General features: G+C 36.7%; 14 protein-coding genes. 2 read left to right on the top strand and 12 right to left on the bottom strand.

What is annotated here, in order from left to right:
* Positions 1-26 precede the first annotated feature (26 nt).
* A complete protein-coding gene (locus tag AB8P06_RS09595) occupies positions 27-566 on the top strand; it encodes a phage tail-like protein (RefSeq protein WP_369840842.1) in 540 nt (179 codons plus the stop codon).
* Between the two features lie 140 nt (positions 567-706).
* Here the strand turns inward: AB8P06_RS09595 and AB8P06_RS09600 are convergent, their stop codons facing one another.
* From AB8P06_RS09600 to AB8P06_RS09650, 11 genes are all read right to left on the bottom strand, one after another.
* Positions 707-1297: a hypothetical protein gene (locus AB8P06_RS09600; protein ID WP_369840844.1), complete on the bottom strand. Its 591-nt coding sequence runs from the start codon at positions 1295-1297 to the stop codon at positions 707-709.
* Between the two features lie 48 nt (positions 1298-1345).
* Positions 1346-3730 carry a TonB-dependent receptor gene (locus AB8P06_RS09605; RefSeq protein WP_369840846.1) on the bottom strand — a complete coding sequence of 795 codons (2385 nt, stop codon included), beginning with the start codon at positions 3728-3730 and terminating at the stop codon, positions 1346-1348.
* A 226-nt stretch (positions 3731-3956) separates the two neighbouring features.
* Positions 3957-4313 (bottom strand): hypothetical protein, encoded by a 357-nt coding sequence (locus tag AB8P06_RS09610; RefSeq protein ID WP_369840848.1) that lies wholly within the window; start codon positions 4311-4313, stop codon positions 3957-3959.
* A 163-nt stretch (positions 4314-4476) separates the two neighbouring features.
* A complete protein-coding gene (locus tag AB8P06_RS09615) occupies positions 4477-6405 on the bottom strand; it encodes an ABC-F family ATP-binding cassette domain-containing protein (RefSeq protein ID WP_369840850.1) in 1929 nt (642 codons plus the stop codon).
* A 147-nt stretch (positions 6406-6552) separates the two neighbouring features.
* A complete protein-coding gene (locus tag AB8P06_RS09620; RefSeq protein ID WP_369840852.1) occupies positions 6553-7062 on the bottom strand; it encodes a hypothetical protein in 510 nt (169 codons plus the stop codon).
* 377 nt (positions 7063-7439) lie between these two features.
* Positions 7440-8765: a T6SS phospholipase effector Tle1-like catalytic domain-containing protein gene (locus AB8P06_RS09625; protein WP_369840854.1), complete on the bottom strand. Its 1326-nt coding sequence runs from the start codon at positions 8763-8765 to the stop codon at positions 7440-7442.
* A 153-nt stretch (positions 8766-8918) separates the two neighbouring features.
* Entirely contained in the window at positions 8919-9596 is a 678-nt protein-coding gene (locus AB8P06_RS09630; protein ID WP_369840856.1) for a response regulator, read from the bottom strand.
* A complete protein-coding gene (locus AB8P06_RS09635) occupies positions 9562-10290 on the bottom strand; it encodes a sensor histidine kinase (protein WP_369840858.1) in 729 nt (242 codons plus the stop codon). The genes AB8P06_RS09630 and AB8P06_RS09635 overlap by 35 nt, the downstream gene beginning before the upstream one ends.
* 53 nt (positions 10291-10343) lie before the next feature.
* On the bottom strand, positions 10344-10967 hold the full coding sequence (locus AB8P06_RS09640; protein ID WP_369840860.1) for a hypothetical protein: 624 nt from the start codon (positions 10965-10967) through the stop codon (positions 10344-10346).
* Positions 10968-10975: 8 nt separating this feature from the next.
* Positions 10976-11716 (bottom strand): hypothetical protein, encoded by a 741-nt coding sequence (locus AB8P06_RS09645; RefSeq protein WP_369840862.1) that lies wholly within the window; start codon positions 11714-11716, stop codon positions 10976-10978.
* A gap of 183 nt (positions 11717-11899) precedes the next feature.
* A complete protein-coding gene (locus tag AB8P06_RS09650) occupies positions 11900-12520 on the bottom strand; it encodes a DUF5715 family protein (protein WP_369840864.1) in 621 nt (206 codons plus the stop codon).
* A 221-nt stretch (positions 12521-12741) separates the two neighbouring features.
* Here AB8P06_RS09650 and aqpZ point away from each other — a divergent pair, with 221 nt between their 5' ends.
* Positions 12742-13458, top strand: a complete 717-nt coding sequence (gene aqpZ, locus AB8P06_RS09655; RefSeq protein WP_369840981.1) for an aquaporin Z — start codon at positions 12742-12744, stop codon at positions 13456-13458.
* Positions 13459-13729: 271 nt separating this feature from the next.
* On the opposite strand, the gene AB8P06_RS09660 is transcribed toward aqpZ, so the two are convergent.
* On the bottom strand, positions 13730-14275 hold the full coding sequence (locus tag AB8P06_RS09660) for a hypothetical protein (protein ID WP_369840866.1): 546 nt from the start codon (positions 14273-14275) through the stop codon (positions 13730-13732).
* Positions 14276-14340: the final 65 nt, after the last annotated feature.

Raw genomic sequence — 14340 nt, forward strand, 5'->3', positions numbered from 1 at the left:
CAATTTTACCTCAAAAAATTAAAACAATGAAAAAAATAATATCCGGACTATTTATAGGAATAACCATATCTTCAAACGCACAGGTGATCGTAGGAGATGCTCTTGGTACAGCGCCAGTAAAAACCTCTGTTTTATTAGATTTTGCACCTAACCAGAATAAAGGAATCATCTTACCTTACGTAAGAACATTACCGACAACCCCTGCAGAAGGAACTTTGATTCTCGATGCAACCGATTCCACAAAAGCCCGTATAAAATATTATAACGGAACATGGGTTGATCTAAGCGGTCAGGATGCCGATGTAACCACAGCTTTGGCTACTCAGCCTACGGTGGTACAAATGGCTGAAGGTGCAGGTGAAAAAGTGATCATGGGAGCAGCATCAAGCACAGCCAATGGAGTTTTGGTGCTGGAATCTACAACCCAATCGATGGTATTGCCTATCGTGGAAGATGTAAGAAATATCCCCACTCCATCTCCGGGAATGATGGTATACGTGAACAAAACCGGTGCAAAACGTCTAGCTGTTTTCAACGGAAGCAAGTGGTCTTATTGGATGCCTTAATTTCAGACTAAACTTTATAAGCCTCCTCATTAGGAGGTTTTATTTTTTTGTTTAAACTAACTAACGTGTTAATCTTTTGTTTGTGAAAATAAAAAAACCACTGAAAAACTTCAGTGGTTTTTAACAAGATTAAAGATATATTAATTAATAATAGTATAGTTTGCCTGGGCATCTGTTTCACCTCCAGTCTGAGTCCCGTATACCACACCGTTTCCACTTACCGCAGAAGCTTCAGAAACTGTTGCAGGCTCATGATACAGAGTAAAAATCAACTGGCTTGTTGCAGACGCATTTTTTATTGCTTTATTAACGACCCAGGTTGTTTTAAGACCAACACGCTTTCCGTCTGCTCTGGTAGATGAAGCATCATCTGTACGGGTAAGAACAATATCGGAATTAGGGAAGTTATATATTAAGAAATGCTCATCTTTAGCATCTCTGATTTCTCCTGTAGCATCTTCGTTTCCGTTTTTAAACTGTGCTTCCACTTCGTAGGTTTTACCGTCTTCCAGTTTTATAGATTGTGCTCCGCCCGCCCCGATACTGTAATTATAAGGGGTTGTAGTATTGGCAGCCACATCTTTTACCAGTAAAACAATATTGGTAAGCTCTTCCTGTGGGATATCATCTTCTTCTGCAGAATTATCCCTCTGACAAGACACAATTGAAAAAGTGATGAATAAAACGGCTAATAACCTGATTATATTTTTGGTATTGAATAGATTGTTCATTTTTTTTAATTTAAAATTTTTAAAATTCTGATTTGTTTTTGTTGAATATTAGAAACGATATCTAACATTCAGAATGAAATTTCTTCCTGCTTCATCGGCAAAAAACCTCATACGATTCAGGTAATCCCTGTATGAAACATCGAAAAGGTTGTTAACAATAAGCCCTGCAGAAAGGTTTTTACTGACATTGATTCCGGTCTGAATATTCCAAAGTGAATATCCACCCGGAGGGGTACTGAAATCCACTGTCTTTTCTACCTCATCTCCATTTTCATAAATGGTAACGGAGGCATTATGCACTGGAAATCTGGTTTGTTTTAAGAATGTCTGATTTTCAAGGGTGAAATAGAAATTATTCCAATTCTCCTTTTTAAACTGAATTGCATTGGAAAAATTCGGTGGCATCATCAGGATCAACGGCTCGTTATGCGTATCATCCTGGCCATATAAATAACTTCCTCTTCCTATATAAGAAAGCTCATCTGTAAGTTTCCAGTTAACATCCACATCTACACCATACATTTTCGCATCAATCTGCTGATAGCTCCATACTGGAAATACACCTCTGATGGTATTCTGCACACCGGTAGGAATTTCATTGATAAAATTCTTAGTGATAAAAAAGTAAGGGTTAACGGAAACATTCAGACCACGGAGTACGTTGAATTTCGCATCAGCCACTAAATTAAACTGGTGTCCCTGCTCATTCTTCAGTCCCATATCCCCGATTTCTATGACCGCTGCAGAATGGTGTAACCCGTCTGAAAACAACTCTGCGATATTAGGAGTTCGCCCTACTTTTGCATAATTGAATTTCAGATTGAAATTATTATTCGGATGATACTCCAGTCCTGCATTGAAGGAAACATTGTTATAATTCAATTGTGGACGTGTCAGAATCCTGTTCTGATTGGTTTTCACATAAAACTGCGGATAAGAATCGGCATATAACTTCTCCCAATCGCTTTTATCATACCATTTCGTTACATCATAACGGGTGAAATCATATCTTGCTCCAACTTCAACATTCAGGTCATGAGAAAGTTTATACTTGAATATGGAATAAATTCCTGCAGCATATTTATCATAATTCGGAATCAGACGTCTTGCTTTAGTTGCCGGATCGGAATAATTATTCTGAAAGCTTGCATCAATCCCCGTTTCCAGAGACCATTTTTCTCTTTCGAGCAAATCGTTCAGATTAAACTGATGGGTCATTAAGGCAAGATCCAGAGACGGAGTATCTTTCAATTCTCCCCTTCTGATATCATATTCCTGTCTGTGATTGTACTGAAAACTGTATGTAGCAGATACCTTCCCGATATTTTCAAATCTTTTGAAAGCGGAAACTTTCGCAATATGATGCTCTATAAGCTGTCTCGGATTATCGATATCATAGCTGAAAGTTCCTGTATATACCGGGATTTTAAATGTCATCGCATTATAAAAATCATTATTATTTCCCATGTGAGAACCTCTGTAAATCCCGATATTCTGATTGGTAAGATAATAATCAAAAGAAATCCCCTGCTCATAGCTGTTCTTCTGAACGGTAAAATTAAAGGATGAAAAATCCATTCCCGTATTCATCAGATTGTAATCAGGTGCGTGCTGATCGCCCAATTTTCTGATCGATCCGCCGGATTTTACTGCCCAGCCGTTCTTCCATGTTTTGGCGATATCAACATCTAATCCAAGTCCTCTTCCGTTTGAAATTCCCGAAAGGTTTACGGATCCTTTTATGGTATCTTTTTTAGGGAAAATTTCAGGTTCCATAATAACAACTCCTCCTATTGCATCACTGCCGTATTTCAGGGCTGAAGCGCCTTTAACAACATCGATATGCTGAAAATTATTGATATCAACATTCGGTGCATGCTCTACACCCCATTCCTGCTCGGCAAGCCTTACCCCGTTATTCAGAATATTGATTCTGCTCCCGTAAAGCCCGTGAATGATAGGTTTTGAAATATTATTTCCTGTTTTCAATGCGGTAACTCCCGATATTTTTGAAAGCAGGTTTCCTAAATTATCCGTAGCATTTTTCTCAATTTCAGATTTATCAAGGGTTTTAACGATTAGAGAACCGTTGGTTTTGTGGGTTCCGTGTATGGTAACAGTCTCGATATCTTCCACATGATGTTCCAGGGTGATGCTCAAATGCAAATCTTTGTCAACTCCTATATTTTCAGTATAATCATGACAATCGGGATGTTTTGCAATGAGAATATAGTTTCCCGCAGGAATTTTGCTGAGTGAGAACTTTCCTTTTTTATCTGTTCTGGTACTGAAGTCACCGATTTTCACTTCGGCATTTTCCAGCATGCTTTTGTCATGGAAATCCTGAACAGTTCCTTCAACCGTATAAGTTTTTTGTGCGTTTACTACTATCAATCCGCTAAGGACCAACAGTAAACTATATATCAATTTCATTGTAATAGATAGATTGATTGTGTACTCGAGAGTACATTTTTTGTAAAAATTTGTAATCCGGAATAGTTTGTACAACGTAAAATGTATTCATGTAAATTACAATTCTACAGATGTATTCAATCTTATTATTCTACAGCTTAATGATGGCTTAATGGTTGGATTTCCTCATTAAGAAATAGTTTTAAGTCGTAAAAATGTAAGATAAATCCGGTAATAGATCTATGAATTATGAAATTGCGGGTGGCCCCCGAAGCTGAAAGGTGAATTTGGTCTGAGACCATATTTTCTCCTGAACAGCAATAATCTGCTTTACTTCGTGTGTATAAGCTTCAAAAGAAAAATGAAAGTCTTCAGGAACCAGGGTATGTCCTGTAGCCATAAAATGACAGGCCAGACAGTCACCGGCTTTTTCTTTGGCTATATTTTTTGAAATGATATTTTCTGATTTCTTAAAATTAAAACTTCCAAAAACATCTTCAGAACTGTGACTGTGAAAATTTTGAGAAAACAGCGCAAGAAAGTATATTCCAAACAAAAGTCTGGAAATAAAATTCTTGAATTGTCTGCTTTCTTTCAGAATCATGGTTCAAAAATAGAAATAATAATTGAATAGTCCCATTAAAGTTTTATTAAAATACACCCAATGAAACGTTTAATATATGTCGAAGGCATTGCAGGCTTGTTACAATACCTTTGTTATTTGAAATTAAGAGCTCATGTCTGGCTTCTAATATCTGATCCCTAACTTACTCAAGCTGAGTACCGAGATATTCCCATTCCTGCAAAGCCAGCTCCAGTTCTTCCTTGGTTTTATTATATTTTTCAAGGGTTTCATCAGAAGGGTTTTCTTTGGTGAAAGAAGCTTCCATTTCTTCAACTTTAGTCTCAAGCTCAGAAATTTTCTCTTCCACTTTTTTCAGTTTATTCTGAATATTTTTTTGCTCTTTGGAAACAATGTTGGTTTGTGCCTGAGGTTTTGGCGCAACGGTTTCTACTTTTTTCACTTCAACTTTGACATCCTCATGGTGAAGTTTTGCTTTTTCCGCAGAAATCTCCCTGATGGTTTCTTTTTGTCTGTACTCCAGGTATTCATTAATATCTCCCAGGAATTCTTTCATTTTACCGTCACGGAATTCGTAAATTTTATCACAAAGCCCCTGAAGGAATTCCCTGTCGTGAGAAATTACAATTAATGTTCCTTCAAAATTCTGCAGCGCCAGCTTAATAATTTCCTTAGACTGAATATCCAGGTGATTGGTAGGCTCATCCATAATCAGCGTGTTGAAAGGACGCAGCAACAATTTACAAAGCGCCAGACGGTTTCTCTCACCTCCGGAAAGTACTTTTGTCTTTTTGGAAACAGCCTCACCCTGAAACAGGAATGATCCTAATAAATCCCTTACTCTTGGTCTTGTTTCTTCTGTTGCGGCATCTTCCGCTTCTTCAAGAACCGTTTTATTCGGGGTTAAAACTTCTTCCTGATTCTGGGCGAAGTACCCGATATTAACGTTATGCCCTAAATTCCATGATCCTGAATAATCTTTGATATCTCCGGCAAGAATTTTGGCTAATGTTGTTTTACCCTGTCCGTTTTGCCCCAAAAGAGCAATTCTGTCCCCTCTCTGAACAATGAAATCCACATCATCAAAAATCTGTTTCTTTCCGTATGCCTTTCCTAAATTTTCAGCTTCAAAGATTACTTTTCCGGGAACCATAGATTGTACGAAACGGATATTGAATTTTGAAACGTCTTCGTTATCAACTTCAATACGCTCTATTTTATCTAATTTTTTAATAAGCGACTGTGCAAAAGATGCTTTTGTAGCACTTGCCCGGAACTTATTAATATTGTCTTCCATTTGCTTGATCTCCGCATCCTGATTCTTTTTTGCCTGAATAAGCTTTTCACGGCGGTCTTCACGCATGACCAGGTATTTGGAATAATTGGCCTTATAATCGTCAACTTTTTTATTGTTGATGTCAAAAGTACGGTTACAAACGGCTGTCATAAACTGCTTATCGTGACTTACCAGAACGATTGCCCCGGGATAATCTTTCAAGAAGTTTTCCAGCCAGATGATGGATTCCATATCCAGGTGATTGGTAGGCTCATCGAGAAGCATGATATCATTTTTCTGAAGAAGCAATTTCGCCAATTCGATTCTCATTCTCCAGCCTCCGGAAAATTCATCTGTAATTTTCTGGAAATCGTCTGCTTTGAAACCTAAACCGAATAAAACTTTTTCCATATCACCTTCCAGATTGTAGGCATCATGGTTCATTAAAAGGTCATTCAGCTCGGTCATTTTATTAATCAGATCCGTATAAGAATCACTTTCGTAATCGGTTCTTACGGTCATCTGATGATTTACTTCCTCCAGTTCATTTTTCCATGCATTAATTTGCTCAAAAGCCTGCATGGTTTCTGCCCAGACAGTTCTGCCTTTCACAAAATCAAGATCCTGTTTCAGGAAGCCGATGGTAGCATTTCCTTCAGCCACTACATTTCCTTCGAAGAAATTGATTTCTCCTGAAAGCATTTTTAATAAAGTGGATTTTCCCGCTCCATTTTTACCTACCAAACCGATTTTATCATCCTTTTTAATGGTGAAATTCACATTTTGAAACAAATAGTTTCCCGAATGATGTAATCCTAAACCTTGAACAGAAAGCATTTAATGATATAATTAAGAATTAATACTGAATATTTTTCGGGTGCAAAAATACGGAAAAAGAAATGAATATCCCGGAAATAAAAAAAGCTGCTCAAATGAACAGCTTCTTCACACCTTGTAAATATTGAAATATGATAAAAAGTAACACTAAAAAGTTCTGGGAGCCACTTTCACTTCATTGACATCATTTCCGCCTCTCTGAAAGGAAACCAACTGCACCAATCCGTTGCTTAGAGCACCATAGATAACGGAATCACTGCCGTTGTACATCGCCTGCTGCCCACCAAACCACCAGTTATTGCTTGCCCCGGCGTGGCCCTGTGCGAGAGCTACATTATAAAATGTGCATACAGCGTTGGAAAATTCCAAAACCAGGGTTCCGATCATTGCAAAGTTCAGTTCGCCCGGATTATGATTGAATGTGGTTTTATTGCCCGGTACTCTTGCTGCAAACCAATCGGCAACAGTTTTAGAGCCTTTTCTTCCGATGGAGAAAGAAAATTTCCCGTCACTACCACAACTTGCAGTAAATCCTGCATAAATATGTCCTTTAGGGTCCTGACCGTCTGTAATAGAAAACTGACTTACGGTGAAAGAACCTTTTACTAATTTGTTTGAAGTTGCTGCGAAAATAACTTCATTATCTCTGTATTCCATGACTTAATATTTTTTGATTTGTTTACTTAAATTTTTATGATCAATCCTGATCTGATTATTCTTTTTCCGATATCATTTAAACCAGTTATTAATTTCTATTTTAAATTTTCACTGATTTGAAATAAATCGTAGCAGTTTTAAGTTCATCATAATCTGAAGCTTCTATGAGTAATGAACAAGTCAAAGTAACGGTGATAAAAAAGAAAAAACTACAGTAAAAAGCACCAAATAAAAAAATCCGTATTTCCACGTAATGTGAAAAACAATTTACCCAAAACATTAAAACGCTCCATAACAAAAGAAAAAAGCTTCTCAAAATGAGAAGCTCTTCTACCTAAATTTAAAACTGAAAAAATACCAACATAAAATATGTAAGTCTATTTAATCAATATCGAGCGGTCCCAAATATCATTATTCGGAACATTAGCACCATACGCAAAATCCGTTACAGAGCCATCTTCGAGAAGGTGAATCTCGGATTTAAACCTCGGATGAATCGTATCTACCGTCGCATGACTCGGGATATTCATTCCGTTGTTGATCAGTTCTGCATCTATCCCGTTCTGAGATTTCTGCACAACACGATTGCTATACAGCCCAAAATTGGCTGAAATATGGGTGTATGGCACAAACTGTTCATAATTATAAACCGGTTTTAAAGCCTGATCCATAGTAACCGCATATTTTTCCAGCTGATCTGAAAAGGTGATCAGAAACGGATGCTTCACTGAATCAATTTCGAAATCCTGCGCCGAAAAATCGGTGCTGAAAACCGGTGTTACTGCATTCGTCTGCGTCAGGATCAGTCTTCCATATACTTTTGACAAGTCATTGTATACCATATTCCTGGCTACATACGCCTGGGAAAAAACACCTCCCGAATCAATTTTATAATTTTCCAGAAGGCTGTTCCAGATTTTATTTAATCCGGAGTCGCGCATTGTATTTCTCACATTGGCAATATAGGTTTCCACATCTTTAATACGCATAAAATTGGGTGAAACATATACCGACTGGGAAGCTTCCAGATATCCGCCTCCTGCATCGGCATGAGCACCGGGAACAAAAATTTCTTTCCAGACCGATGTTCCTGTTTTTAATTGAGAATCATCCATATTTTTTGAATCCTCAAAAAAGCCCGTAAGAGGAAAAAAATACCGGCATTCATTCACTGCACACAGATGAACTGCATTTTCAACTTCAGGCAACAGGCTTACACTGTAATCATTGAACGGGGTGGATTCTACGGTATCAAAAACACCCAAAAATTTTACTTTCACATTTCCAAGAACTCTTGAATCAGGTTTTAATAATTCATAGCACAGGTTTCTTGCCAGCATCGCTCCCCTGCTGAATCCATATACATAAAACTGATATTCCTTGCTTCTGTCCTCCATTTTATCCTGTATAAAAGCAAATGCCCTTGCAAGCTTATCATCAGAAGAATATCCTATATATCCTACAGGGTTTTTACAGGTGGCCATGGCAAAATTGCTGTCCTCCGCTCCTGTCAGTGTCCCGATTCCTTCAATATATATTTTTTCGTTTCCCTGAAATAAATTAAAAAGTTTATAAATATTGGTTGTGCTGTTGTAATAACTTTCATTATTGCTTGAGGGCTTCCTGCCTGAGGTGGCATTGATCCCATTGTTTCCTGTTCCATCGAAAAATATTCCGACAGATACGATACTATTTTTTTCCATTATTTCCTGCTTTAATCGGCCATTCAAAAGATCCGGCTACAAATTCTTTCTGCTGATGAATGGTTCCTTAATGATGTTCTCAAAGTAAGGACAGAAAGAATGGGGATACTAGAGTAAAAAGTACCAAAATAAAAATTCCGTATTTCTACGGAATCAAATTCTTTCTAAGGAATAAATATTGTTTATGATGGCATAAATCACCATACCGACGGTATTTTTGGCCCCGATTTTCTCGAGAATGCGCTGCCGGTGGCTTTCTACCGTTCGCGGGCTGATGAATAGCTTTTCTGCAATCTCATTATTGGTATATTCCTGGCAAATGAGCTTTACCACATCTTTTTCACGCTCTGAAAGCTCGTCTTCCATTTCGAATAAGGATTTTTTCTTACTTGAGCTGTTCATATAAGAAAAAAGCATCTGATGGTCTTCGGCAGTAAAGAAAACACCATTTTTAGAAACTGTTGTAATCGCTTCTATAAAGGTTTTTTTATCTGAATTTTTGGGGAGGAAGGCTGATACTCCAAGTTTAACCATATACCCCAGAATGGAGCTTTTGTAATGGGAAGAAAGTATAATGATCTTGAGGTCGGGATATTTTTCTTTAAGAATTTCTACCAGCTCAAAGCCGTTCATCGGCTGCATCTGCACATCGACCAAAGCAATATCCGGAAAGCTTTCAGAAGGAAGGTTTGTCAGGTTATCAATAAAATCCTGCCCGTTTCCTGCGGTAAGGCAAACGGATATGTTTTTTTCATTGGACAATAATAATTTTACTCCTTCGAGGATTAATTGCTCATCATCGATTAAGGCTACTTTGATTTGAGAGTTCATTATTGTATGGAATTTTAATAATTAAACGGCTTCTTTTATTTAAGGCATTTTTCCACTTATGGGCCGCGTTCATGGATTTGATTCTGGATTCTATATTTTTAATTCCCATTCCTTTTTTCACGGCTTCATAGTCAAAACCCTGTCCGTTATCTGTAATCACTACCGCCATATTACCCGGATAATCTTTAATAGAGATCCAGATATCCGTGGCTGAAGAATGTTTGATTACATTGGTTGTAAACTCCTGAATAATCCGGTACAGCTGGACTTCTATAAAGTTATCTTTTTTCTGATAATCGGGAGCCACATACAACGAAATATTGATTTTGTGAGCAAGATTAACGATTAATTCTTCTATATACAATACCAGGCCTACCGATTCGAGATTCACGGGGTATAATGAATGGGAAATATTCCTTGCCGAATCGATCAGGGCAGACATCTGATTATAGATATTCCTTTTAATCAGTTCATCACCTTTGGTATCCAGGTTATTAAGCCAGAGAGAAAGTATATTGAGCCGGTTTCCGATGTCATCATGAATCATTACGGCAATACGTTTGCGCTCTTCTTCCTGGGCTTTAATATTTTCCAATACCAGTTTTTTCTGATGAAGCACCTCTGCTTCATACTGTGCCTTTTTTTCTTTAACAATCCGGTCTACAAAAGCTTTGTATGCCAGTAAAAAAAACAATACGATAATTGCTATGGTAACAATTACAAGTATCAGATAATCAATATTTAATGTTATTTCTTTAATTGGGTAAAGGTATATATAAATGAACCGTACAAAATACTCGACAGGATATTATTAGTTCCTAAAATCGTGTAATAATTATCTTCTGATAAAGATGCGATCTGATGCTGAATGATAAAGATAAAAACAGAAACGGAATAATAGAAAAAAATACATGCATCTACGAGTGTAAACCGGTTGATGCTGATATTATTCTTAATCTGCTGTAATAATGCCACTCCCGCAAAACAGATAATAATGATATTGGAGACTACTTTTCCAATATCATTATTAAAATAGGTAATATAAAATTTATTGACAATCAGAAAACCAAATGTTAGTATCACGATCGGGATAAACCAGAATTTTGATAATTTCAGTTTTCTGATGAACAAACTCGCTAAAACAAAAAATTCACCGGCTATATATATCGGATACAAAAATGAAGTATCTTTAAAATGGAGGGCAAGCGTCAGAAAATTGGTAGCTGCCTCTATCAGTAAAAGAAAACCAAGATAATATACATATTGCCTTTCTTCCTTCCTTAAAACGGGATGTTTAAAAACCCCGAAAATAAAAGAAATAAGAAGCAGAACATTGGTGATCCCCCATGTTATGATAAAATAGCTGTGCATTTAATATTTTATAACTGACAGATAGGAGGACACGGTCTTGACCAGTCGTACGTATTTGAGATGACCTCTACACTTACGCTTCCATTGTCATTATTTTTCAGATTATCATAAAAGGAAATAAAGATCATTGTTACCAGTGTTCTCTGGTAGATCTCGGAAAACTTCAGTCCGAATGAGCATACAAATCTGTTAAGCCCTTCTTTCGGCGGAGCAAGGTTTGCAGAAGGTACATAGAATGATTTAAAGATTCTTTCTCCCTTAAACTCATTGCATTCCCTGTAAAACCAGATAGCTCCTTCGTTTCTCCATAATTCGATCGCAGCTACAGCTTTGTCCTGTTCCATTAAGGGCATATTGGCTACGGGAAAATACATATCGGAAGAGTCGTCTACCTTTCGTAAATCTTTAGAAAGAACAGCATTTTTTACAATGGTATATTCTTCTGTTTCCACAAGGCTTAAATCATTGGTCAATTCAGAAAGCACACTGTAAGGGTATTCACTCACAATAATTTTCTGTCCTTTGGCATCAAGCGGGCAAAGGATCATTACCAGCTGATTATTATAAACTCCCATGTCTACACAGAAATCATTATACAAATTATTCTTTTTCACCCAACCGATCTGGTCTAGCGAAAGATTAAAAATATAATTGGAGGGGATTAGCTTCTGTATGGTTGAATAGTCCTGCAAACAAGCATTCCACCCGGCTATTGCAGCGGTGTATGCATCTCTGTTAAAAATTGTCATAGTACTTAGTTTTTTAGTCGCATAAAATTATACAAACTAAACTACCTGTGCAAATATCTCACTTATAATTGAAGATTAATTAATAATTTTTAAATGTAAATGAAACTTATTCTATTATTTCTATTCACATCATCAATTCAGGGTATTATTCAAAATAGTTACAGGGTGAATTATGAACAGGAATTAATAGTTTCTCACCGTGATGTGGTAACAGCTCTGTTGTCTTTCTCTGATGTAATAGATTCTGCCTGCATTCGCATAGTACCGCAATACTTTTTCAAGAGCAGCTTCCATTTTAGGATTGTATTTTAAAACGTTGTTAAAGCGTACATAAGAAATATCAAAAGAATTTCCATAATTGTGAGAGCTTATTCCCAAAGATGCATTGGAGTTTACTCTTCTTAATCTGCACTGGTCTTCAAGAGTTCTTGTTATGGATGAAACGGTAAAAGTACGCCCTTTTGTTTCTTTACTGAATCTGGCGCCTATTTTTTCAAGGGTAATTTTCGCTTTCGAAACCATATACGCCCTGCTGTAATCAAGTTTTTGTACTTTATAACCCTTGCCTGTCTTTTTTATTTTATGAAATTTCCCGCTGTTGATATATTTCTGAATGGTCTTGGTATCCTTGAGCAGTTTCACCCCGAAACTTTTTGAAGCATCCAGATGAGGCTTATAAAGAGGGGTTGGTTCCACTTTTAAAACTTTTGTAAGGTCATAACACGGAAACACTTTTTTTGTCGCCTGAGAATAATGAAAATTAAATATAAAAGACACAAAAATCACACACAGAAACTTTTTCATTCGAATGCTTTTTAATTTTTTTAAACGAAAAATAAACATTTATGGTATTCAATTCAACTATAATACCAATGTAGTTAAAATACATTTTATAACGAAATCACACAAACTTTTATTAAAATCATATTTAGAACTACCTTTTTCTATGATTATATTAAAAATTTAACTTTTATATTCGAAATTTAAAAGTTAAATTTGGTTAACTATAAAAAATGAACATTATGATAAAAAAACTATTTGCTGAGCTTTTCGGCACTTTTTGGCTTGTTTTCGGTGGTTGTGGAAGCGCAATTTTTGCCGCCGGAGTTCCCGACATAGGAATCGGACTCGTTGGAGTAGCACTGGCTTTCGGGCTTACTGTACTTACTATGGCTTACGCTGTGGGACATATTTCAGGCGGGCATTTCAATCCTGCTGTTTCCGTTGGCCTTGTAGCAGGGGGAAGATTTCCTGCAAAAGATCTTATCCCTTACATTGTGGCACAGTGTATCGGGGCAATTATTGCAGCAGGCTGTCTGTATGTCATTCTGAATGGTGCCGGAGCAACAAGCTTTACAAAACCGGGTGATTTTGCATCCAATTTCTATGCAGAAGCAGTCTATAACGGTAAAGCATTCAGCATGGGAGCTGCATTTCTGGCAGAATTCCTGTTAACTGCATTTTTCCTGATCGTTATTATGGGCGCAACCGACAGATGGGCAAACGGAAAGTTTGCAGGTATTGCTATCGGTCTGGCTTTAACACTGATTCATTTAATCTCAATTCCTATTACCAATACTTCTGTAAATCCTGCCAGATCTTTATCTCAGGCGGTTTTTGTGGGTGGACTTGCCATGTCACAGCTTTGGCTGTTCTGGGCAGCTCCGATTCTTGGCGGAGTTGTAGGCGGATTGATTTATAAATTCTTACTTCAGAAAGATCAGGACGCCGAAACAGCATAAAATAATATTAATATACCTGAATGTACCTTTTTAAATTACCATGTAAGTTGATTTCAACATACGATTTACAATCGGTACATTCAAGTATATCATCTCAGGAGATAATGCCGTGAATGTAGCCCGTCAGATATCAAATCCCGATAAAAAAACAGTCGTCTGTTTATCCGAATCCTGCAAAATCAATATTGATTTTTAATAAAGAAAACTACATTTTTACCAATCACTACTTAAGAAAAAGTTCAAAATTTCAAATTCGTTAAAAGCGAAGTAATTATCTTAACTTTTTTATATCGAAAGGATTTTTAAAAATAAGCTCTTCGTGTTTTCCTTTGATCTCCATTTTCCGCTGAATTAAATTAAGTGCCATCTTCCGGATAAAAAGGTCTTTATCATTCAGTTTCCAGTAAGAATCTCCATGTACTTTTTTAGGTTGTCGGATCAGGTAGAATTCTGTGGTCCAATTATCTGCATTATGATAAAATTCAATAATTCCGCAATGTTCCGGAATCACGGAATGCTCGATCATTCCCATCGGAAGAAGAAAACTGAATGCATTACACACATAATCACCACAGGAAATCTTATCGTGTTTTAAAAATTTTTCGCCTGTATTGGCATTGATATAAGATTTTTTAAAATCGTTCTTAAAATCACTTTTTGAAAGCTTGATTTCTATTTCATGACTGAAACCCATCGCATCAATGATCAGCATATCTGCTTCCCAATCGGAATGAAAATGATTGGTAAGAACAATTTCTTTCTCAAAATCACAATGAGAATGAATGTATGCATGAACAAGTTCTTCTATTTTTAACATATTTCTTCGAGAGATTCAAGATCTGAATTTTGACTCATAAGTTTGATAGACAAAGTTAAATAATC

Source organism: Chryseobacterium tongliaonense (assembly GCF_041224435.1).
In the GTDB taxonomy this organism is placed as follows: domain Bacteria; phylum Bacteroidota; class Bacteroidia; order Flavobacteriales; family Weeksellaceae; genus Chryseobacterium; species Chryseobacterium tongliaoense.